This window comes from Pseudomonas sp. H2_D02 (genome assembly GCF_054677635.1).
Genome location: NZ_CP162816.1, coordinates 1,851,015 through 1,873,051 on the forward strand (window position 1 = coordinate 1,851,015; position 22,037 = coordinate 1,873,051).

22 protein-coding genes, 1 tRNA gene and 1 pseudogene are annotated in these 22,037 nt (G+C 59.7%); 14 read left to right on the top strand and 10 right to left on the bottom strand.

What is annotated here, in order from left to right:
• Positions 1-13: 13 nt before the first annotated feature.
• Both AB4N42_RS08510 and AB4N42_RS08515 read right to left on the bottom strand, forming a co-directional pair.
• Positions 14-1,519: a hypothetical protein gene (locus tag AB4N42_RS08510; protein ID WP_460116084.1), complete on the bottom strand. Its 1,506-nt coding sequence runs from the start codon at positions 1,517-1,519 to the stop codon at positions 14-16.
• Positions 1,520-1,621: 102 nt separating this feature from the next.
• Positions 1,622-2,026, bottom strand: coding sequence for a DUF488 domain-containing protein (locus tag AB4N42_RS08515; RefSeq protein ID WP_030138645.1), 405 nt, complete (start codon positions 2,024-2,026; stop codon positions 1,622-1,624).
• A 218-nt stretch (positions 2,027-2,244) separates the two neighbouring features.
• Between AB4N42_RS08515 and AB4N42_RS08520 the strand changes: the two genes are divergently transcribed.
• The 4 genes and pseudogenes from AB4N42_RS08520 to AB4N42_RS08535 all read left to right on the top strand — a co-directional run bounded on the left by AB4N42_RS08520 (position 2,245) and on the right by AB4N42_RS08535 (position 7,786).
• Positions 2,245-3,048, top strand: coding sequence for a response regulator transcription factor (locus tag AB4N42_RS08520; protein WP_051065899.1), 804 nt, complete (start codon positions 2,245-2,247; stop codon positions 3,046-3,048).
• A gap of 32 nt (positions 3,049-3,080) precedes the next feature.
• A complete protein-coding gene (locus AB4N42_RS08525; RefSeq protein WP_460116085.1) occupies positions 3,081-5,435 on the top strand; it encodes a hybrid sensor histidine kinase/response regulator in 2,355 nt (784 codons plus the stop codon).
• Between the two features lies 1 nt (position 5,436).
• A pseudogene (locus AB4N42_RS08530) lies at positions 5,437-5,832 on the top strand (TonB-dependent receptor plug domain-containing protein); the annotation flags it as partial.
• Positions 5,833-6,019: 187 nt separating this feature from the next.
• Entirely contained in the window at positions 6,020-7,786 is a 1,767-nt protein-coding gene (locus AB4N42_RS08535; RefSeq protein WP_460116086.1) for a TonB-dependent receptor, read from the top strand.
• On the opposite strand, the gene AB4N42_RS08540 is transcribed toward AB4N42_RS08535, so the two are convergent.
• Positions 7,770-8,855 (bottom strand): diguanylate cyclase domain-containing protein, encoded by a 1,086-nt coding sequence (locus AB4N42_RS08540; RefSeq protein ID WP_460116087.1) that lies wholly within the window; start codon positions 8,853-8,855, stop codon positions 7,770-7,772. The genes AB4N42_RS08535 and AB4N42_RS08540 overlap by 17 nt on opposite strands.
• A gap of 264 nt (positions 8,856-9,119) precedes the next feature.
• On the opposite strand from AB4N42_RS08540, the gene AB4N42_RS08545 reads away from it, so the two are divergent.
• The 3 genes from AB4N42_RS08545 (at position 9,120) to AB4N42_RS08555 (ending at position 11,261) form a co-directional block, all read left to right on the top strand.
• Positions 9,120-9,587 carry a hypothetical protein gene (locus AB4N42_RS08545; protein WP_460116088.1) on the top strand — a complete coding sequence of 156 codons (468 nt, stop codon included), beginning with the start codon at positions 9,120-9,122 and terminating at the stop codon, positions 9,585-9,587.
• 505 nt (positions 9,588-10,092) lie between these two features.
• Positions 10,093-10,452, top strand: a complete 360-nt coding sequence (locus AB4N42_RS08550; RefSeq protein WP_460116090.1) for a DUF6124 family protein — start codon at positions 10,093-10,095, stop codon at positions 10,450-10,452.
• Positions 10,453-11,114: 662 nt separating this feature from the next.
• Positions 11,115-11,261: a hypothetical protein gene (locus tag AB4N42_RS08555; RefSeq protein ID WP_460116091.1), complete on the top strand. Its 147-nt coding sequence runs from the start codon at positions 11,115-11,117 to the stop codon at positions 11,259-11,261.
• A 68-nt stretch (positions 11,262-11,329) separates the two neighbouring features.
• On the opposite strand, the gene AB4N42_RS08560 is transcribed toward AB4N42_RS08555, so the two are convergent.
• From AB4N42_RS08560 to AB4N42_RS08585, 6 genes are all read right to left on the bottom strand, one after another.
• Positions 11,330-11,605: a DUF3885 domain-containing protein gene (locus AB4N42_RS08560; RefSeq protein WP_460116092.1), complete on the bottom strand. Its 276-nt coding sequence runs from the start codon at positions 11,603-11,605 to the stop codon at positions 11,330-11,332.
• Positions 11,606-11,609: 4 nt separating this feature from the next.
• Positions 11,610-11,909: a DUF3885 domain-containing protein gene (locus AB4N42_RS08565; RefSeq protein WP_460116093.1), complete on the bottom strand. Its 300-nt coding sequence runs from the start codon at positions 11,907-11,909 to the stop codon at positions 11,610-11,612.
• A gap of 60 nt (positions 11,910-11,969) precedes the next feature.
• The gene (locus tag AB4N42_RS08570; RefSeq protein ID WP_460116094.1) at positions 11,970-12,323 is read right to left on the bottom strand and encodes a PIN domain-containing protein; all 354 of its coding nucleotides are present in this window, start codon (positions 12,321-12,323) and stop codon (positions 11,970-11,972) included.
• A gap of 142 nt (positions 12,324-12,465) precedes the next feature.
• Entirely contained in the window at positions 12,466-12,759 is a 294-nt protein-coding gene (locus AB4N42_RS08575; RefSeq protein WP_460116095.1) for a hypothetical protein, read from the bottom strand.
• A gap of 103 nt (positions 12,760-12,862) precedes the next feature.
• Entirely contained in the window at positions 12,863-13,192 is a 330-nt protein-coding gene (locus AB4N42_RS08580) for a hypothetical protein (RefSeq protein ID WP_460116097.1), read from the bottom strand.
• Between the two features lie 356 nt (positions 13,193-13,548).
• Positions 13,549-13,633: transfer RNA gene (locus AB4N42_RS08585), tRNA-Leu, on the bottom strand.
• A 108-nt stretch (positions 13,634-13,741) separates the two neighbouring features.
• Here AB4N42_RS08585 and queA point away from each other — a divergent pair.
• From queA to AB4N42_RS08615, 6 genes are all read left to right on the top strand, one after another.
• Positions 13,742-14,791, top strand: coding sequence for a tRNA preQ1(34) S-adenosylmethionine ribosyltransferase-isomerase QueA (queA, locus tag AB4N42_RS08590; RefSeq protein WP_460116098.1), 1,050 nt, complete (start codon positions 13,742-13,744; stop codon positions 14,789-14,791).
• Positions 14,792-14,805: 14 nt separating this feature from the next.
• Positions 14,806-15,921 (top strand): tRNA guanosine(34) transglycosylase Tgt, encoded by a 1,116-nt coding sequence (gene tgt, locus AB4N42_RS08595; protein ID WP_181288045.1) that lies wholly within the window; start codon positions 14,806-14,808, stop codon positions 15,919-15,921.
• Positions 15,922-15,964: 43 nt separating this feature from the next.
• Positions 15,965-16,300 (top strand): preprotein translocase subunit YajC, encoded by a 336-nt coding sequence (gene yajC / locus AB4N42_RS08600; protein WP_007956696.1) that lies wholly within the window; start codon positions 15,965-15,967, stop codon positions 16,298-16,300.
• Between the two features lie 63 nt (positions 16,301-16,363).
• On the top strand, positions 16,364-18,232 hold the full coding sequence (gene secD / locus AB4N42_RS08605; RefSeq protein WP_460116099.1) for a protein translocase subunit SecD: 1,869 nt from the start codon (positions 16,364-16,366) through the stop codon (positions 18,230-18,232).
• A gap of 9 nt (positions 18,233-18,241) precedes the next feature.
• Positions 18,242-19,156: a protein translocase subunit SecF gene (gene secF, locus AB4N42_RS08610; protein ID WP_460116100.1), complete on the top strand. Its 915-nt coding sequence runs from the start codon at positions 18,242-18,244 to the stop codon at positions 19,154-19,156.
• Between the two features lie 118 nt (positions 19,157-19,274).
• Complete coding sequence (locus tag AB4N42_RS08615) at positions 19,275-19,823, top strand: glycine zipper 2TM domain-containing protein (RefSeq protein WP_014336691.1); 549 nt, start codon at positions 19,275-19,277, stop codon at positions 19,821-19,823.
• A gap of 480 nt (positions 19,824-20,303) precedes the next feature.
• Here the strand turns inward: AB4N42_RS08615 and suhB are convergent, their stop codons facing one another.
• On the bottom strand, positions 20,304-21,122 hold the full coding sequence (suhB, locus tag AB4N42_RS08620; protein WP_003185165.1) for a type III secretion system regulator SuhB: 819 nt from the start codon (positions 21,120-21,122) through the stop codon (positions 20,304-20,306).
• A gap of 144 nt (positions 21,123-21,266) precedes the next feature.
• On the opposite strand from suhB, the gene trmJ reads away from it, so the two are divergent.
• Positions 21,267-22,037, top strand: coding sequence for a tRNA (cytosine(32)/uridine(32)-2'-O)-methyltransferase TrmJ (gene trmJ, locus AB4N42_RS08625; RefSeq protein WP_198796291.1), 771 nt, complete (start codon positions 21,267-21,269; stop codon positions 22,035-22,037).

Sequence of the window (22,037 nt, forward strand, 5' to 3'; positions counted from 1 at the left end):
CGTCAGCGCTGCATCACTTGAAAGTCAGAACCTCACACCCCTTGGCCTCAACGATCTCGCTAAACTCCGGCAACTGCGCCACAAAATCCGCCTCGAACGCCAGGTACCGATCCAGCGACGGCAGATAACGAATCTCCGGTTTGATGCGCGGGATATCCTTGCTGGTCAGCTTCACCACCTCATTGCTGCGCTGATTCCAAAACCAGGCCTGCGTGTGTGTGCCAAAGGTGTTGGCGCGGTAGCTCCACACCCACCAATCGCCATGCCCGCGCGCTACCTGCAGTTGCCCATGGAACGTGCGCAACGTAATCACCTGCTTGGGCTGCGTGACGAGCAGACGTGTGTCCTGGCGCAGCTCACTGCCGAAACCGTCCAGCGTCGCCTTTGATTTGGCGCCGGCGATGAAATTGAAGCGCCACGCCAATAGCACGGTCTCTTGATAACCCGAGTGCTCGACGTTCTGCCGCGCGCTTTCGCTGAACAGCAGAATCTCGTCGCCGCCCAAGTACGCGGTCGATGCCCTCAGCTTATAAGCCTCGGTGGGCATCGGCTTGGCGACGATGGCCTGTTGGGTGTCCTGGTTCCAGACCCAGCAGCGCTTGCCGTTGTGCTGCATGAACAACAATCGACGCCCGCCGACAGGCAGGATGGTGAGCTCGTCCGAGTCTTCGAAAATCACCTCGCTGCTGTCCGCCGTGATCCGCCAGATCCGTGTCAGGTGCTTGGGTTCGTAGATGCGCTGGCGCTCGAATATCTCATCGTCTACGACGACGCAGGGCTCTTCGAATGCCGGCCACTGCAGCCCGGCAGGGCCGAAGTCCTCGGTGGCATCGCCCCGGCGAATCTCGTATTTGAACCGATCATCCGCGCTGTAATCGCCGTGTTTGACCTGGCGTCTCCACAGGCTGCGCCGGGTGTTGGCGTCGATCAGGCGCAGGTCCGCGCCATCCACTTCATCGGTGCGTTGTTCGAGCATGTCCTGTTCGGCGGGCGGCCACTGGTTGTAGTCGATCAAAAAGCACAGCCAGCGATCTTCATCCTGTTCGGTGATTGCAGCCCAGCCGTTGCGGTAGTTGTATCCATGCACGTAGGTAGGGCCGGGGTAGTCATGGACTTCCTGCAGCCACTTCAGCTTGCCGCGCTTGGGTTTGGTCGGCTTATGCTCGGTGACGGCAGGCTTCTGCGGCTCGATCAAAATCGGCGTGAACCTCGGCTCGCCACGTGGGCTTTGCCAATACTGGGCAAACGCCTCGCGTTGATCGGAGGGGAAGATCACCGGTCGATAATCATCAGCGCCGGCATCCAGATTCCACAAGTCAAAACCCCGACCCGCCAGCACCGGCGCCAGGGCTTCGAAGCAGACCTCGGGCATCTCGTTGGACAGTTCGTCCAGCAACGCCTCGAACCCCGGACCGGCGAACACATCGATGTCGGGATAGTAATGCTGCAACAGCCCGAGCAGGTCGCTGCCCGGGGTTTTCCAATCGATGTGGACCAACGGATCGAATTGCGATTGCATTACGGTGGTCTTCCTTGTGATTTCTCTGCGCCGATCTTAGGCAAATCAATAACCCGTGGCGAGGGAGCAAGCTCCCTCGCCACGGGTCAAAGCAAGCCCATCTCAGAGCTCCGGGAACTCATCCAGATAACACACCGGCGAGTTCCCCTCCGCGCGCTTATCCACCTCATCCTCCAACCACTGCGCCAACACCACCGCATTGTTCTCGCGCGTCGACTTGGCCGCATACACCAGGGTAAGCGTCCCGCCCCGCGCGACGTCCACCAACTTCCACCAATGCTCCGGTCGGGCCGCCAGCTCACGCCGATAGGCCGCCCTGAACTCGGCAAACGAAACCGCCCCCGCCTTGAACGCCTTGCGCAGTGCGTGGGAAGGCCCCACCTCCGGCAGCCACTCGGCAATCGCCAGGGCATCCTTGGGGCAACTACGCGGCCACAGCCGGTCGACCAGCACCCGCACGCCATCCTCGGCGCTGGCTGTTTCATAGGCGCGTTTACATTGGATCATCGCAGCCTGCCTGTTGAAGTGGGATCGCCTCAGCATAGCGACCAAGGATAGTTGGGCGCCTTCAAGTCTTCGCCGGACCTGCCGCTATCGGTATAACGATTTTTTACTGATCCATCGAATTGTTTTGAAAAATCCTGTTGCTCCGGCAATTGAATTGGAAAAAGCACGATAAGAGAACGTAGCGAATGGACGACGGACGATACGAAAGGCGGGCGGCGATGGCTGGGGGCGCGGCGGTGTCATCCGAGCCGCCGCATATTCTGCTGATTGACGATGTCCCGGAGGACATCCGCGCAACGCTCGTTCTATTGAAGGCGCAGCCCTGGCGCGTTTCCCTGGCCAGCGATGCCCTCCAGGGTTATCAGCGCGCATTGGCCTTACGCCCGGACCTGATCGTGCTGGACGTGCACATGCCGCATATGAACGGTTTCAGCCTGTGCAGGCTTCTGCGCGAGGCTCCGGCGACCCGGCAGACGCCCATTCTCTTTCTGTCGTCGGCCAACAGCTCGATGGAACGCCTTGAAGGCTTGACCGTCGGTGGCGTCGATTACATCCCCAAATCCTGCGCCCCGGAAGAAGTGCTCGCACGCATCAAGATCCACCTGCAATTGACCTGGCGCGCGCCGCCAACCGTTCAAGCCAGCCCGGCCGATCCGGAACCGCAAGGCGACGAAATCGTCCTGCGCGCGGCGATGCGACTGATTGAAAACCAGTTGGACGACATCCCGTCCCTGGCCAGCCTCGCGCAAAAGGTCGGCACCCATGAAAAACGTCTCACCGCGATTTTTCGCGAGCACCTGGGCATGACCGTGTTCGCCTATATTCGCGACGCGCGTTTGCGACGCGGCCAGGATCTGCTCTGCGAAAGCGCCATGAGCGTGCAGGACGTCGCCGAGCTGGTGGGCTTTCGCAACGCCTGCAATTTCACCACCGCCTTCCGCCAGCGAATCGGCATGACGCCCAGCCAGTTTCGCCAGCAAGCCCTGGGCATCGTTGAAACCGAGTCGGCCGGGCGCGCCTGATGCGGCTTCTACAATTACTGTTGCTGACGATAATGATGTTATCCACAGGTGTGCTGCGTGCGGCGCCTGTGGATATCTGCCGCACCGACTATCTGAACCTGATGCCGGTGGTGCAGATTTTCGAGGACACCCAGGCACGCCTGAGCCTGCAAGAAGTCGCGCAACGGCCTGACGCCGATTTCAAGGTGGCGACTCCAGGCTGGCCGACGCAGGGTTACAGTCGCTCGGCCTTCTGGTTGAAATTACAACTGACCAACTCAAGCGCTGCGACGTGTTCGCGCCTGCTGGTGGTCGGCGCGCCGCGCCTGGAAGACATCCGCGTCTACCAGCCGGGGCAGGATGCCCATGGCGGAGCCGCCTATCCCCTGGCCGAATGGCCCCAGCCGGCAGCGCGTCAACCGGCGTTCCCCGTCACGTTGGTGGCGGGGGAGAGCACCACGGTGTTCGTCCGGGTGGCGAGCAATTTTCAAATGCTGTTGGAGCCGGAACTGTGGTCCGAACCGGCGCTGCTGCGCAGTCAGCAACAGACGTACCTGAGCGACGGACTGACCCTCGGCATTGTCCTGCTGGTCGTGCCGTTCGGCCTGATCGTCGGCTGGATCCTGCGCTCCCCACTGCTGAGCGTGAATGCGGGCGCGGTCCTGAGCTACATCCTGATGACCTGCATCATCAACGGTTACTTGATCTACTGGCCCACCGCGCTGGGCTGGACACGGGAGCTAATGACCTGCGCCAGCGCGCTTTCAATCGTCCTCTTCCTCGCCTACATGCGCGTGCTGTTGCAGGTTGCCCGCCTGCCCAGAATCATTGGCTGGAGCTATTGGGTGCCGCTGTTGGGCTGCATTCTCGGCCGCGTCTGGTGGCTGAAGGTCGATCCAGTCCAGGGCGCACAGATAGTCCAGATGTCCCTGCTGAGTTTCTACGGCGCGTTGTTCCCCACGTTATTCATGGCGTGGCGCAAAAGGCTTAGCTACAACTGGATGGCCTGGCTGGTGCCAGGACTGCTGGTTGGGCAAATGCTGATGCGGAATTTTTTCCCGCAGGAACAGTTGCCCTGGCAGTCGCCGCACAGCAAAAACAATTTATCGTCGACCTTGCCGGGTGTTGTGTTGCTGGTGTGCACCTTGATCATGGAAGTCCTCCGCAGCCGCAACCGCGAAAAACACGCCCTGTCCACCCTCGACCAACAACGCCAGGCCGAGCATGAACGCCTGGAAAGCACCGTGGCGCTGCGCACCTCGCAATTGCGCGAATCCCTCGAGGCGCGCAGTGCGTTGATGGCGCGGATCAGCCACGACCTGCGCTCGCCGCTGGTGCGCATCATCGACTACGCGCGCCTGCTCCACGCTGGGCCGAACCGCGACTATCAAGCGACCATCGAGCGCAACGCCCGCCAGCAACTGGAGCTGATCGACGAGATGCTCGAGTTTTCCCGTGGCGAACTGGAGCAGATGCAACTGGCCCTCGCGCCGGGTTATCTGTACGGCTTCCTCCAAGAGATCGCAGACGAAGCGGGCTTCCTCGCCGCACGCCAGGGCAACAGCTTCAACGCGGTACTGGCGGATGACCTGCCACCGCTGGTGGAGGCCGACTTCAAACGGCTTCGGCAGGTGCTCATGAACCTTTTGGCGAACGCGGCGAAATTCACCCGCAACGGCCAGATTCGTTTCGAGGTGAACGGTGGCCCAGGTGCAACCGCAAACACCGTGGAACTGCGCTTCAGCGTGATCGACACCGGCATCGGCATCGACCCGCATGAATTCGAACAACTGCTGCAACCGTTCCGCCGTGGCCGCAACGCGCAACGCTACGAAGGCAGCGGGCTGGGCCTGTCCATCGTCAGCCAATTGCTGGAGCGCATGGACAGCCGCCTCGAACCCCAGGCCACGGGGCAGGGCAGCCACTTCAGTTTCCGTCTGCAGTTGAAATGCGCCGACGAGCACGACCTGGAAAACGGCATCGTCGACAATAACGTCACGCCGCTCGATGGCGAGGGCAAACACGTGCTGCTGGTGGACGACATCGAGCAGAACAGCGAATGGCTCTATGATCTGCTGGCCGGCTATGGTTTCGATGTCAGCATCGCAACGCACGGCGAAGATGCCTTGGCCTGCCTGGCGGAGCAACCGATCGACCTGCTGATCAGCGACCAGATGATGCCCGGCATGGACGGTTGGGAACTGCTACGACAGGTGCGCGACCGTGAGCACGACCTGCCGGTGATGCTTTATTCAGCGATCCCGCCACGCAGGCCGGAAGATTACCCGCAAGACCTGACCTTCGACGCGGTGCTGCTCAAGCCCGCCGACAGCCGCGAATTGCTGGCGAGGATCAAAACGCTGGTTTGCCAGGACACGGTGCATCGCGCGATGGCTCGGGAGTTCTAGCATGCCGGGTCTGGGTTATCGGCTGCTCTTGCTCGGCAGCCTTTGCGCGTTGCCCTGGGTGTCGACCCAGGCGGAACAGGAGACGCCCAGCGCCCTCACGCTCGACGCAACCACCGTCACCGCTCGCCGTCGCGAAGAAGACCCGCAAGACGTGCCGATCCCGATCAACGTCCTCTACGGCGAGCAACTGGACGAGGCCGGCCTGCACCGGTTGCAAGACATCCAACAACGCGTGCCCGGATTGATCGTGTCCGGCCACGACGCCCGCTACGCCGGCTTCGGCCTGCGCGGCTTCGGTGCGACCGCCTACAACGATGGCCTGGAAGGCAGCGTCGGCACCTACGTCGATGGCGTCTACCAGGCGCGCCAGGGCATGGCCTTCACCGAGTTGATGGACATCGAACGCATCGAAGTTTTGCGCGGCCCCCAAGGCACCTTGTTCGGCAAGAACACCACCGCCGAGCGCGCTGAACATCGTCACCAGGCAACCAACGTTCCAGCCCGAAGCCAACCTCGAAGCCAGCTACGGCGAGCGTGGCCTGCGGGAATATCGCGGGACGATTTCCGGGCCGCTGCAAGACGACGTGCTTGCGGGTCGACTCAACGTGTTCGACAGCTCCAGCGAAGGCTCTGTGGAAAACCTGCAAGACGGCAGCCGCCTCGGCGACGCCGACAGCCACGGCCTGCGCGGTCAGTTGCTGTGGACGCCGAACAGCGACTTCAGCGCCCGCCTGATCGCCGACTACGCCGAGCAGAACGAAGCCGGCAACGTGCTGCTGGTCAATCACTACGGCGAGCAAACCCGCAAGCGCGCCAAATTCCTCGGCTATCCGCTGGCCGAGCCCGACCCCTACAAACGCGAATCCCGCATCGACGCGCCGGGACATCCGCAAACCCTGCAGAACGGTGTCTCGCTGGAATTGAACTGGGACCTCGACGAGGCCATGCGCTTGACCAGCATCACCGCCTACCGCGACTGGGATTACCGCGCCGACCGTGACGCCGACAGTACCGCACGTTCGGTGATGCAATCCGAAGCCGCTTTGGACCACCGGCAGTTCAGCCAGGAATGGCGCCTGTCCGGCACGGCCGGCTCGTCCGTCGATTATGTCGCCGGCCTGTATTACCTGCGCCAACAGCTCGACCGCCAGATCGACGTCGAATACGGCAAGGACGCCGCGTCCTGGTTCGTCGGCGATCAACTGGAGCAGTTGAAAAAACTGGGCATCAACATCACCGATCCGAGCCAGGTGCCCGCCCTGTTGCTGGACGGTGCGCGGCAACGCTACGACGGCGAGCAAAACGGCGACAGCCGCGCCGTTTTCGGCCAACTCTCCTGGCGCCCGATTGACCCGCTGGAACTCACCGGCGGCCTGCGCTACAGCCAGGAGCGCAAGGACGGCTGGATCTCCCGCGATGCCAGCAACCTCGCCCCGCTGACGGGTTTGCCCCCGGTGTTCCAAGTGGGCGGGCAACTGCTGCGGGACATCGCCCTCGGCCGTGCTTACTACCGCGAAGACTCCATCAAAGAAAATAACGTCTCCGGCCTGCTCAGCGCCAGCTACCGCTTCAACGACGGGATGATGGGTTACGTCAGTTGGTCGCGAGGCTACAAGGCTGGCGGCATCAACTTCGACGTGATCGGCCCGTTTACCGCGGCGACCTTCGAGCCGGAACGCGCCACCTCCCTGGAAGCGGGCATGAAGACGCGGTTCTGGGACCAGCGCGCGATGCTCGATCTCGCCGTCTACCAGACCGACGTCGACGACTACCAGGCGCTCACCTACAGCCCGCCCACATCGCTGTTCGCGCCGCCGCTGCGGGACAACCTGATCAACGTCGGCAAAGTCCACCTGCGCGGCATCGAACTCGATTCCGCCTGGCAACTCACCTCGCAACTCACCGGCCGCCTGGGCGTGGCCTGGAGCGATGCGCGCTACCGCAGCTTCCCCAACGCGCCGTGCCCACCGGCCTCGGGCCAATGGACCTGCGACCTTAGCGGCGAGCGGCTCTACAACGCGCCGGAATGGAGCCTCAGCAGCGGCCTCGACCACACCCACCCGCTGCCCTACGGCCTGGAACTCTACAGCGGCGTCGACTACAGCTTCCGCACCGGCTACTACGGCACCCTCGAAGGCGGCGAAGGCAGCTATCAACCCAGCTACGGCCTCACCAACCTGCGCCTGGGCGTGCGCAGCCAGGGCCGTGCCTGGGAAGTCGAAGGCTGGGTGCGCAACGTCTTCGACCGCAACTACATCACCGCCGTCTACTCACTGCTCGGCGCCGGCGACTACGGCGTCATGACCGGCAGCGAACGCACCCTCGGCACCACCGTCAGACTTCGCTATTGAGCGAAATAAACCGCGTCGGACAAAACGCCAGGCGATTACCGCCAGCCTTCTTCGACAAGTACATGGCCTGATCCGCCTTGCTGATCAACCCATCGATCTCATGCCCGTGCTCAGGGTAAAACGCCACCCCGATACTCGCCGCGATCTCTACTTTTTGCGCACCAATCACAATCGGCGCATTCGCCGCCGCCAACATCCGCTTGAGCAACGGCTCGCTGTCCTCCTCCGCGTGCAAACCCACCAGCCCGGCGACAAACTCATCCCCTCCGAGCCGGGCCAACGTATCGCCTTCACGCAACGTCGCATTGATCCGCGCCGCGACAATCTGCAGCACCCGATCGCCCCAGTCATGGCCATAACTGTCGTTCAGCGCCTTGAACCCATCCAGGTCAATAAACGCGATCGCCACCTTCTGCTGATAAATCCGCGCCTTGCCCAACGCCTGCCGCATCCGTTCGGCCAACAACAACCGATTGGGCAACTGCGTGAGCGCGTCATACCGCGCATCCCGCTCCAGCAACTGCAGACGCTGCTTCATCTGCGTCATGTCGCCGAGCAGCGCCACGTAGTGCTGAACATTACCGTGACGGTCATGCACAGCACTGATGCTGATCCGCGACGTCATCTCCCGGCCGTCCTTGTGATTGCTTTGGATCTCACCGGACCAATGGCCATGGAAATCCAGGGCGTTTCTCATGGGGGCGTAAAAAGCGGTGAGGCGACGGACCATGCGGTGGGAATTCAACTCGCGGCCCTGCACCTCTTCCTGGCTGTAGCCGGTGAGACGGGTGAAGGCCTCGTTTACGCCGATGACCCGGCCGAATGGATCGACCAGGATGATGCCTTCGCGGGCGTGGGTGAACACCGTTGTCGCCAGCTCAGGGCACAGGTTGTTGAGGTGACGGTCCAACTCGGCTTCGTCACGGGTGGCGGGCCAAATGTTGGAATCGAAGCCTTGCTGGGCCAGGTAGGCGACCAGGGAAGAGAGCGATTTGTGCAGGCGGGTGAGTGCATTCGTGGCGAGCCTGGCGTTGAGGCAGTAGCTGCGAATGAAGGTGCGTAGGTTCATGGGAGGGACGCGGTGCTCGGTTGTAGCGCTTGGGGTGGGTGAAGCGGGGGATTATCGGGGTGCGGGACGGAAGGGGACTTTGCTGGAGCGGATGGGGGCTTTGCGGGAGGGGATGGAATGGGAAGATATTTTGTGACGCCTTGAAAACCATTCTGTCGCGGCAACGGCTATAGGCTGTCAGGTGATTGTGTCAGGCTATGCCGTTTTCACCCGTGGCCCCTGGTTTCGCTAGGGGCTTTTTCATGCTCAGGACGAGTCATTAGTATGTTGATGAAGTTGGCGCCGAAGAAGCGGCGCAACCCGCGTAATTTCTATCTGGGTATCGCTGCGGTGGTACTGATTGCCGGGGTTGGACGCTATTCCGCGCTCAAGGCCGAGCGGGAGAAGGTGGCCCAGCAGGCGCAACTGGTCCAGCACCTCGCCCAGTTGGACGCGACCCTCCCAAAGCAAGTGGATGCGATAACCACACTTGAATACGTCGGTTTCATCTACGGCGACACGATCTTCTACCGCTACAGGATCGACTTGGCAGCAAGCAGCCTCTCCGAGGAACGCAAGGCCAGCATGGAGGCGGGAGTACGCCGTGGTCTGGAGCAACTGGCCTGCAAGGAACCGCAGTTGCTGGCGATGATGGGCAGGTTCAAGTTTCACCAGGAGCATGTCTATCTGGCCAGGAACACCACACTCTTTTCCATTGAGCTTCGTCCTGAACAGTTGAGCTGCCCGGGATAGGTGCTGTGTCCAGAAAGGGACAGACCTATTTATTACTACGCTGCTCAGTTGAGTAAACGCTGAACCCCGTGGCGAGGGAGCTTGCTCCCGCTGGGCTGCGCAGCAGCCCCTCTTTATCCATCGGGCAACTGTTCACGCCAGCCAAATGAAGCCTTGTCAGTAACGCCCGACAGACACCGCCAACAAAGCCTCGCCAGCCCACATCGCCTTGCGCCTTTGCCTACAACTACGCCAGAATCCGCCGGCTTGTGCGCCTTGGGTTACGTCGGTAGTTTGGGATCTGTCGCTGCTTATCAGTGACCGGGTTTAGTCGCCCGCCGTAGCTAAGTCGCTCAAGCGTCCGTCAGTCAGGTATCCCCATCCCTGCACTCGATGGTGGCTGTGCGCAGGGCGCCTCCGGGCGCGCCGATTTCTTAGCTCGTCGGTCGACTAACCTGCGTACAGCTGCCTCCCAATCGTTTAGTCGCGAACGGGTCGTAGCCTTAACCAAAAGAGAGCTAGGACCATGGTCAAAATTACACCGAATCCCCCAGTTACCGATGAGCACGTTTCTCGTGCTCAGTCTGCCCGCAACAAGAAAATCGACGACGCTGCCACGCGGGCGCTGGATTACTACCTGAAGCCCAAGCCTAAGGTCGAAACGTCTGACAAGACCGACTCAATTTTCCGGATTGATCCGAATGTGGATTCTGAGTGCTTGCTTGCGAATCTGAGTGAGAATCTGGCTTCGGCGAATGCGATGATCAGTGATCTTGCATTCGATCTGGATGGCTCGCGAAGGCGGGTGGCGTTGGGGATTTTGCAGGTGATTGAAGTGAGTGAGCTGTTGGCGAATCGGGCTTTGGATATTGTTGAGGTGAGGTAGGGCAACTGAGTCACGCGCTGCCCTGGAATGGAAAAAGGTCTTGCCTGGCAAGGCCTTTTTTGTGCTCGGGTAGATTCGTGCAGGCCAGCTAGGGGTAACCAATGCCGGTCACACGCTAACGTGACTTCCCTCACCCCTATGACGTTGCCAGCGTGCGAAAGTGTTCGAATAGCCTAAACCCCACGTAGTCCCGCCGGTCCTCGTACCGGTGACGGTAGTAGCAATCCCAGTAGCTGATCATTCGATCCTGTAGCGCTTTGAAATATTTGGGATTGTCTTTAATAAATGCCCTGTAAAGCTCCGAATCGAGTGTTGGCAGATGAGCTTCGCAGGTGTCGAGTATTTCCATTACGTACTCGCCAGTAAGTTGCATCACGAACGGGACAACCCAGGGTTCAGGCACAGACAGAATTTGCTCGAGTTGGCGGTGTCGGACATGGCCATCGTGATGTCTTGTCAGGATGCAGGAATACATGACGCGCTGGAGTCCATCTAACTGTAAACATCCTTGCTCGTCACCCTCGTGATGGATTCGATAGGGAATGACCAAATCCTCTCCGCATAGGCTGACCTCAATGCCTGCGTGCGTTGCCAGGTCGGTTTTCCCTAATATCTGGTATAGGCCCTCAACTCTGGACGTTAGATCGGACGGGAAAGCAGCAGTGATTGAACCTGCAGATATGGCAGATTTTGATGCTTGGCTGGATGGCATGTTCAGTCTCGGCTGTCAGCATGATGTGCTGTGTTTCATCCCGGCAGAAAGCAGCGCTGTTCATTTCGTTGGATGGGCATTTGAGGGGATCCTTTGACAGTATGCCTACCTCCCTATGGAAATTGACATCAATCTGAGTCCTTCAATGCTATGAACATTCCTTGGTTACTTGAAGAGCTTGTTGCCTGAAGGGCCAGAAGGTGGGGAAGGGGGGGCCGTTGCAAATGTGCTATCCATCTCTGCGCGGTCGTAGTCCAGCAAATATTCTTGATGCTGGCAGTACAACTGCCTGAGTAGCGTTTCGTTAGGCCCAACGACATCCATGCCTCTGTCGTCATAGGGAAAGACCACAACGCCCTGTGGCAGGTTGAAGAGATACAAAATGCAGTTGAATTGCGGTTGGATCGGCGCGAGGTCTTTGGCTAGGGCTCCCCATAGCAACGTCTCAAGGTGGCAGATGGGGAGTTTGAAGGAGTATCCCGGCTGATCGCAGCGCGCGAAGTTCTGGCCTGTGGATGAAATGGCTTGCGTCAGAGTAGGCGCGCAGGCAGACGACGAGCTCGTCTTCGCCGTGGAAGATGTCGTTACAGATTTTTGTCGCTTTGCGGAGCGCGGTTAGGAACTGATCGACCACGCCGCCGGGTTCGGAGAGTTCAAGGCGCAGGCCGCCGGGATAGGAATAGAACAGTGGTCTGGCGAACGTATTGTTGCCAAAGATTCGTTCGATTTCGATTTGTAGATTCACCTGTATCCTTGGCAACGGTTTAACCATTTTCCGATAGTTTCCCCAGTGGCCCACTCGACCTTAAGAGGCGAGTGCTCTTATCATCGCTAGTGAGTAAACATTTCCCTCGCCAGATCCCCATAATAGAGGGGATAGCCGGTCGTCAGCGGTGAATATTAAATGAGTGGATGACAATTCTATTAGCTTGGAGTCAGTCAACCCGAATTGGGGGAAGTAGGGGTTTTGTAAGTCATCGTTGAGATTGGAATCTATCTCTTTGAATGTTTCAAAAATGGTTCTGGCAATTTCAAAGGCTTTCTCTTGGGCATAATCCTTTAAATCTAGAAGGTTGGAGACCTCTGCGGCAATGTATTTCGTTGTGTAGCCCTCTCCAAATGGTTTGATGGCTTTAAGCAATAAATCATAGTCATCCACGCTAAAGTCTTTCAGTCTCTTCGAGCTAGAGATGAACCTGCCTTCTTCTACGCTGCCAATTATCAACAGTAGCAGAAGATTAGTGTCAATAATTATGTCTCTTTTGTGATTGGGTACCGATCTTTTTTTGTGTTTGGCCATCTTATTGGCCTTTGTAACGCTTAAAGCCCTTGAGCGATCCATCCCTAGAGGACACCAAAAAAGTCTTGTACTCTTTCCGCTTGCCCAAAACAGTGGCCAATTCAAAAAGCGGCGTTCTAGTACGAGTTCCTGAGATCGATGAAGGGGTACGGTCGACATCGTAGCTAAAGGTAACTTCATACCGTGAATTGTCATCTGAGATAACAATTTCCTCCAGAACGATGTTACTTGCTCCCTTTACAAAATCATCGAAGCCATTACGGGCAGCCGCTTCAGCCTCTTTAAAGTCGATCATGATTTCCTCCTGTCGGGTTAGCCAGCGTAAATACAACGCTATTTTTTTGAATCGCTAGGGGGCGGGTCCGTTGCTCGTTACCCTCTGGCTTGTCATGTCCTGCTCAAAGAACATCCCGCAGATAATCCCTCAGAGTGATAGCTGGAGCATAAAGCCCCTCGGTCGTCTGTGCAGCACCAAAATTCTTTGCCAAACGATGCAGCTCACAGCCAAGCACGGTTTCCACCCCACCAACCGCCCCCAACGCCAGAACCAGGCATCGACTGATTTCGCCCTGAATCCCAGCCACATCCCCCCGCCGCACCAACAACCCAAAAACCTCCCGATCACAACTCCCCATCAACGGATCATCCCGCAGAATCGGGCTGTGGCCTTCTGTCTCATAAGCCAGCTTGAGCGAGTAAAGAGCGACCGTTTCCAGCAGCAATTTCATGGGGTGAAATCCTTTGTGACTGGGTGAGGAGGGTGGGGTGGAGTTGGGTTGAAGGTTTATGTCCTGGCGAGTGTTAGTCGGAGTATCGGTGTGGGGACTGACTATTTTGTGAGCGCTTTGCGCTCAAGCGGGAGCAAGCTCCCTCGCCACGGGGTTTTTCCTGCCACCGGTTCTTTCTTATCGCAGGTTTCTCCTCGGCACAGGGCTGGTATTGGGGGCTGCTTTGCAGCCCAGCGGGGATGAATCCCCTCGCCACAACAGCGGGCACCCTGGGTGAGATTTGCGTCCATCATGGGCCAAACCACTTTCCTACAGACGAAAAAAAAGACCTTGAATTTCAAGGTCTTTCTTTAAGATGGTGCCCCGAGGGAGACTCGAACTCCCACTCCTTTCGAAAACGGATTTTGAATCCGCCGCGTCTACCAATTCCGCCATCAGGGCTCAATGGCGGCGAAGTATAGAGAGGTGCCTACCGTTGGTCAATCACGTTTCATGGTGAATTTTTAATATTTCCGCTAGACTTTCCGGCCCTGCTAGACGAACCCCATCATGCGTGTTGCTGACTTTACTTTCGAACTCCCGGATTCGCTGATCGCTCGCCACCCGCTGGCCGAGCGGCGCGCCAGTCGACTGTTGACCCTGGACGGGGCCAGCGGTGCCATGGCTCACCGTCAATTCACTGATTTGCTCGAGCATTTGCGCCCGGGCGATTTGATGGTGTTCAACAATACCCGGGTGATTCCGGCGCGTTTGTTTGGCCAGAAGGCTTCCGGCGGCAAGCTGGAGATTCTGGTGGAGCGGGTGCTGGACAGTCATCGGGTGCTGGCCCATGTGCGGTCGAGCAAGTCGCCCAAGCCGGGTTCGTCGATCTTGATCGACGGCGGCGGTGAGGCGCGGATGGTGGCGCGGCATGATGCGTTGTTCGAGCTGGAGTTCGCTGAAGAGGTGTTGCCGCTGCTCGACCGTGTCGGGCACATGCCGTTGCCTCCTTATATAGACCGCCCGGACGAGGGTTCGGACCGCGAGCGTTATCAGACCGTGTACGCCGAGCGCCTGGGGGCGGTGGCGGCGCCGACGGCGGGGCTGCATTTTGATCAGCCGTTGCTGGAGGCGATCGCCGCCAAGGGCGTGGAGACGGCGTTCGTGACGCTGCACGTCGGCGCGGGGACGTTCCAGCCGGTGCGCGTGGATCGCATCGAAGACCACCACATGCACAGCGAATGGCTCGAAGTGAGCCAGGAAGTCGTCGATGCCGTGGCGGCCTGTCGCGCCCGCGGTGGGCGGGTGGTGGCGGTGGGGACCACCAGCGTGCGTTCCTTGGAAAGCGCCGCGCGCGATGGCGTGCTCAAGCCCTTCAGTGGCGACACCGACATCTTTATCTACCCGGGCCGGCCGTTTCATGTGGTCGATGCCCTGGTCACCAACTTTCATTTGCCCGAGTCCACGCTGTTGATGCTGGTTTCGGCGTTCGCCGGTTATCCCGAAGCCATGGCCGCCTACAAGGCCGCCGTCGAGCATGGGTACCGCTTTTTCAGCTACGGTGATGCGATGTTCATCACCCGTAACCCCGCGCCACGCGGGCCCGAGGAAACCGTATGAGTCGCACCTGTCGCATGTCCTTCGAGTTGCTTGCCACCGATGGCAAGGCTCGTCGCGGACGCCTGACCTTCCCCCGCGGAACCGTGGAAACCCCTGCGTTCATGCCGGTGGGCACCTACGGCACGGTCAAGGGCATGCTGCCGCGTGACATCGAGGCGATTGGCGCGGAGATCATCCTCGGCAACACCTTCCACCTGTGGCTGCGCCCGGGCATGGAAGTGATCAAGGCCCACGGCGACCTGCATGATTTCATGCAGTGGAAAGGCCCGATCCTGACCGACTCCGGCGGCTTCCAGGTGTTCAGCCTCGGTGCCATGCGCAAGATCAAGGAGGAGGGCGTGACCTTCGCTTCTCCGGTGGACGGTTCCAAGGTGTTCATGGGGCCGGAAGAGTCGATGCAGGTGCAGCGCGACCTAGGCTCGGACATCGTGATGATCTTCGACGAATGCACGCCTTACCCGGCCGATGAAGACGTGGCGCGGGTGTCCATGGAGCTGTCGTTGCGCTGGGCCCAGCGTTCGAAGAATGCCCATGGCGACAACACCGCGGCGCTGTTTGGCATTGTCCAGGGCGGCATGCACCGCGACCTGCGCATGCGCTCGCTGGAAGGCCTGGACAAGATTGGTTTTGACGGCCTGGCGATTGGCGGCCTGTCGGTGGGCGAACCGAAGCACGAGATGATCAAGGTGCTCGATTACCTGCCGGGCGAAATGCCCGCTGACAAACCTCGTTACCTTATGGGCGTTGGCAAACCGGAAGATCTGGTTGAGGGTGTGCGCCGCGGGGTGGACATGTTCGATTGCGTGATGCCAACCCGTAATGCCCGCAATGGGCATCTGTTCATCGACACCGGCGTGCTGAAGATCCGTAACGCGTTCCATCGCCATGATGATTCGCCGCTCGATCCGACGTGCGATTGCTACACCTGCCAGAACTTCTCCCGTGCTTATCTGCATCATTTGGACAAGTGCGGCGAAATGCTCGGCAGCATGCTCAATACCATCCACAATTTGCGCCATTATCAGGTGCTTATGGCTGGTTTGCGCGAGGCTATCCAACAGGGTACATTGGCCGCCTTTGTCGAGGCCTTCTATGCCAAGCGCGGGTTGCCTGTTCCGCCTTTGGACTGAGTTTTCCGATCCCTAGATTCAATACTTGCAACTGGAGTGCTAAATGAGCTTTTTTATCTCTAACGCCATGGCCGATGCCGCTGCACCTGCAGCTGCGCCAATGGGTGGCGGTTTCGAGTGGATTTTCCTGGTCGGCTTCCTGGTCATCTTCTACCTGATGATCTGGCGTCCACAGGCCAAGCGCGCCAAAGAGCAGAAGAACCTGCTCAGCAGCTTGCAGAAAGGTGATGAAGTGGTCACCACCGGCGGCATCGCTGGCAAGATCACTAAAGTGGCTGATGACTTCGTGGTACTGGAAGTGTCCGACACTGTTGAAATGAAGTTCCAGAAGGGCGCCATCGCGGCCACGCTGCCAAAAGGCACGCTGAAAGCGATCTAAGTAACAACTTCTCTTCAATCGACGGGGCGCGCAAGGCGCCCCGCGTCATAAGCGGGCGGCGTGATGCTGAACAAATACCCTCTGTGGAAATACCTACTGATCCTGGCGGTGCTGGCGGTCGGTCTGATTTATTCCGCTCCCAATCTTTACCCGGATGACCCGGCCATTCAGGTCAGTGGCGCAAGCACTGCGCTGCAGGTCACCCAGGCCGATCTGGACCGTGCGAGCGCTGCGCTCAAGGCTTCCAATATCGAGGTCAAGGCTGCGTCCATCGCTGAAAACGGCAAGGGCGGCCTGTTGCGCCTGGTCAAGTCTGAAGATCAGCTGCCGGCCAAGGACGTGGTGCGCAAGGCGTTGGGCGACGACTACGTTGTAGCCCTGAACCTGGCCCAGACCACCCCGCAATGGCTGCGCAATCTTGGCGCCCACCCAATGAAGTTGGGCCTGGACTTGTCCGGTGGCGTGCACTTCCTGCTGGAAGTGGACATGGAAAAAGCCCTCGACGCACGCCTGAAAGTCTACGAAGGCGACGTCAAGAGCCTGCTGCGCAAAGAGCGCGTGCGTTATCGCAGCCTGCCGCAGTTCGAAGGTGCCATTCAACTGGGCTTCAGCGATGAAGACGCCCGCGAACAGGCTCGTGCGCTGGTCCGCAAGAATTTCAACGATTTCGACATTGTACCGGCCGACCTCAATGGCCAACCGGTGCTGCGTCTGGCGATGACCCCGGCCAAGCTGGCGGAAATCCGCGAATACTCCATCAAGCAGAACTTGACCACGGTACGTAACCGCGTCAACGAGCTGGGTGTGGCCGAGCCGATCGTGCAGCGCCAGGGCGCCAACCGCATCGTGGTTGAGCTGCCAGGCGTGCAGGACACGGCCGAAGCCAAGCGTATCCTCGGCAAGACCGCCAACCTGGAATTCCGCCTGGCCGCTGAGCCGGGTGCGTCCAAGGCCACTTCCGAGAGCTTCGAGTTCCGTGAAGGCGGTCGTCCGGCGGCGCAGATCGAGCGTGGCCTGATCATCACTGGTGACCAGGTGACCGACGCCCAGGCGGGCTTCGACGAGCAGGGTCGTCCGCAGGTGAACATTCGCCTCGACGGCCACGGCGGCGAACTGATGAGCCGCGCCACGCGCAGCAACGTCGGTCGCAGCATGGCGGTGATCTTCATCGAGCAGAAGCCGACCACTACCTACACCAAGCAAGTGATCAACGGTGTCGAGAAAGACGTACCGGTGCAGACCTTCAAGGAAGAGAAGAAGATCATCAGCCTGGCGACCATCCAGTCGCCACTGGGCAGCCAGTTCCGCATCACCGGCCTGAACGGCCAGGGCGAATCCTCGGAACTGGCCTTGTTGCTGCGTGCCGGTGGCCTGGCCGCGCCGATGTACTTCGCTGAAGAGCGCACCATCGGCCCGAGCCTGGGTGCCGACAACATCACCAAGGGTGTCGATGCATCCCTGTGGGGCATGTTGTTCGTGTCGCTGTTCATCATCGCCATCTACCGCTTCTTCGGCTTGATCGCCACGGTTGCGCTGGCGGTGAACATGGTGCTGCTGCTGGCCCTGATGTCGTTGTTGGGCGCGACGCTGACCCTGCCGGGTATCGCCGGTATCGTCTTGACCATGGGCATGGCGGTGGACGCCAACGTGCTGATCTTCTCGCGGATACGTGAAGAAATCGCCGCGGGCATGTCGGTCCAGCGGGCAATCAACGAAGGCTTCGGCCGCGCATTCACTGCGATTATCGACTCCAACCTGACCACGTTGCTGGTCGGCGGGATTCTCTTTGCCATGGGCACCGGCCCGGTCAAGGGTTTCGCAGTGACCATGTCCCTCGGGATCTTTACCTCGATGTTCACAGCCATCATGGTGACCCGTGCAATGGTCAACCTGATTTATGGTGGTCGTGACGTCAAGAAGTTGTGGATTTAAGGGGCTGCCATGTTACGTACAATCAACTTCATGGGCGTTCGCAACATTGCGTTCGGCGTCACATTGTTCCTCACGGCCCTGGCGTTGTTCAGCTGGGCCACCAAGGGCCTGAACTACGGCCTGGACTTCACCGGCGGTACGCTCATCGAGCTGACCTACGAGCGTCCGGCCGACGTCAGCAAGGTGCGTGAGCAACTGGCGACCTCGGGCTACAGCGATGCCGTCGTGCAGAGCTTTGGCGCCACCACCGATTTGCTGGTGCGCATGCCAGGCGAAGACCCGCAACTGGGCCACCAGGTAGCCGAAGCCTTGCAGAAGGCCGGCGGCGACAACCCGGCCCAGGTCAAGCGCGTGGAGTTCGTCGGCCCGCAAGTGGGTGAAGAACTGCGCGACCAGGGCGGCCTCGGCATGCTGTTGGCCCTGGGCGGCGTGATGCTCTACCTGGCCTTCCGCTTCCAGTGGAAGTTCGCGGTGGGGGCCATCGTCTCGCTGATCCACGACGTGATCGTGACCGTGGGCATCCTGTCGTTCTTCCAGATCACCTTCGACTTGACGGTGCTGGCGGCGGTGCTGGCGATCATCGGTTACTCGCTCAACGACACCATCGTGGTGTTCGACCGGGTGCGTGAGAACTTCCGGGTACTGCGCAAGGCGTCCTTGGTCGAGAACATCAACATCTCGACCACCCAGACCCTGCTGCGGACCATGGCGACGTCGATCTCCACCTTGCTGGCGATTGCCGCGCTGCTGTTCTTCGGCGGCGACAACCTGTTCGGTTTCTCCATCGCGCTGTTCATTGGTGTGATGGCGGGTACCTACTCGTCGATCTACATCGCCAACGTGGTGTTGATCTGGCTGAACCTGAGCTCCGAGGATCTGATTCCTCCGGCAGCCACCGAGACCGAGGTGGACGACCGCCCGTAAGGCTCGGTTTTCCGTCCGTCACGGCAGAAAAGGCGCGAGTTGAACTCGCGCCTTTTTTTGTGCTCCAAGGCTGGGAGAAGCGCGGATTAATCCGCATGTGATGGCCCTGGAGGTTCAAGTGAACAAATCGATGCTGGTTGGTGCGGTATTGGGTGCTGTCGGTGTGACTGCCGGTGGTGCGGTCGCCACCTACAGCTTGGTAAAGAGTGGCCCTGAGTACGCGCAAGTATTGGCCGTGGAACCGGTCAAGACCCAGATCAAGACTCCGCGTGAAGTGTGCAAGGACGTCACCGTGACTCGGCAGAAGCCAGTCCAGGACCAGCACCAGATCGCCGGCACCGTGCTCGGCGCTGTGGCCGGTGGCCTGTTGGGCAACCAGATCGGCGGCGGCACCGGCAAGAAAATCGCCACCGTGGCCGGTGCGGCTGGCGGCGGTTATGCCGGTAACAAGATTCAGGAAGGCATGCAGGAACGCGACACGTACACCACCACCCAAACTCGCTGCAACACGGTCAATGACATCAGCGACAAGGTTGTAGGCTACGACGTTCGCTACATGCTCGACGGCAAGGAAGGCAAAGTCCGTATGGACCGCGACCCGGGCAACCAGATCCCGGTGAGCAAGGAAGGCCAACTGATCCTGGGTCAGAACGAACCGGCCCAGTGATCCAACCGCTATGAAAAAGCACCCTTCGGGGTGCTTTTTTCATGCCCACAGTTCAAGCGCCACCCCGAATCCCCTGTGGGAGCGAGCTTGCTCGCGAAAGCGGTGGCTCAGCTTGCATCGATATTGAATGTGCCGGCCTCTTCGCGAGCAAGCTCGCTCCCACATTGGATCTGCGGTGGGCACAAATCTTGTGCCTACCCCAAATTTCCCTGTGGGAGCGAGCTTGCTCGCGAAAGCGGTGGTTCAGCCTGCATCCATATTCAAGGTGTCATCCATCGTGGCGAGGGGATTTATCCCCGCTGGGGCGCGTAGCGGCCCTAATTGCGGCCAGCCAAGTGTGTCAGGCAGATTAAATTTGGCTGCTGGGGAGGGGCTGCTGCGCAGCCCAGCGGGGATAAATCCCCTCGCCACGGGTGAGTGGGGTGAGCACGTAGGCATAAAAAAAGCACCCCGAAAGGTGCTTTTTTCTAGCCGAGCTGCTTAGCGCTTCAACGAAGCCGGCAAGTGCGGCTGGATGGCCGTCAGCACAGCCTTGAAGCATTTGGTGTTGCCGGCAACGATGTGGCCTTTTTCAAGGAAATCATGCCCACCGGTGAAGTCGCTCACCAAGCCACCGGCTTCCTGGATCAGCAGGGCGCCGGCCGCCATGTCCCACTCGGACAGGCCCGATTCCCAGAACGCATCGAAACGACCAGCAGCCACATAAGCCAAGTCCAGGCTCGCAGCACCGGCACGGCGGATGCCGGCGGTCTGGCCGACCAGGGCGCGGAACATGCCCAGGTAGTTGTCCAGGTTGTCCATCTGGTCATCGCGGAACGGGAAGCCGGTGCCCAGCAGGGCGCCGTCCAGGCTGGTGCGGCCGCTGACGCGCAGGCGACGACCGTTCAGTTGGGCGCCACGGCCACGGCTGGCGGTGAATTCTTCCTGGCGAACCGGGTCCAGCACAACGGCGTGTTCCAGGCGGCCACGGTATTTGCAGGCGATGCTGACAGCGAAATGAGGAATGCCGCGCAAGAAGTTGGTGGTGCCGTCCAGCGGATCGATGATCCACAGGTACTCTTCGCCTTCGATGCCAGTACCGGCGTGCATGCCGGTCTCTTCACCGAGGATGGAGTGGTTCGGGTAAGCCTTGCGCAGGGCGTCGACGATCTTTTGCTCGGCGGCGCGATCGACCTCGGACACGTAGTCCTTGGCGTCTTTTTCATCGACCTTGATGGTATCCAGGCGCTCGATGGAGCGGAAGATCAGTTCACTGGCGCTGCGGGCGGCGCGCAGCGCGATATTCAGCATGGGCTGCATGGAGGTGTCACCTAAGGTTGTTAAAGAAAGCCGCGCATTCTATCAGAAAGTTTTCTCAGGAGAAGGTTGGTGTTCGCTTTCATAGCTTAACGGTAGGTGCTTAGGTAAGATTTGCTCCCTTTATCGTGTTCGAGAGCGCCTCCCTTGTTGCAGAACATTCGTGTCGTCCTGGTCAATACCAGCCATCCGGGAAACATCGGCGGAGCTGCGCGGGCCATGAAGAACATGGGCCTGTCGCGGCTGGTACTGGTCGAGCCCCGTTCGTTTCCCCACCACGAAGCCGATGCCCGGGCATCCGGCGCCAATGACATCCTGGCCAATGCCGAGGTCGTCGCCACGCTGGAAGACGCCCTGGTGGGTTGCAACCTGGTGCTCGGCACCAGTGCCCGCGACCGCCGCATTCCCTGGCCGTTGCTCGATCCCCGAGAATGCGGCACCAAAGTGGTCGAGGAGGCCGGGCAGGGCGGGCAGATCGCCTTGGTGTTTGGCCGTGAAGATTCCGGCCTCACCAATGAAGAGCTGCAGCGATGTCATTTCCACGTGCATATCCCTTCCGACCCCGGCTTCAGCTCGCTGAACCTCGGGGCGGCGGTGCAGGTGTTGAGTTATGAAGTGCGCATGGCCTGGCTGCAAGCCGAGGGCCAGCCCAGCAAGCTGGAAAAATACGAGGCGACGTCGCCGCGCAGTGAGACACTGGCGACCATGGACGAACTGGAGCGATTCTATGAACACCTGGAGCAGACCCTGGTGGACATCGAATTCCTCGACCCGGACAAGCCTCGGCACTTGATGGCGCGCCTGCGTCGGTTGTACGGACGAAGCTCGGTAAGCCGGGCGGAAATGAATATATTGCGCGGCATCCTCACGGAAACCCAGAAAGCGGCCCGTGGCGAGCTGATTAAGCGGAAGGAATAA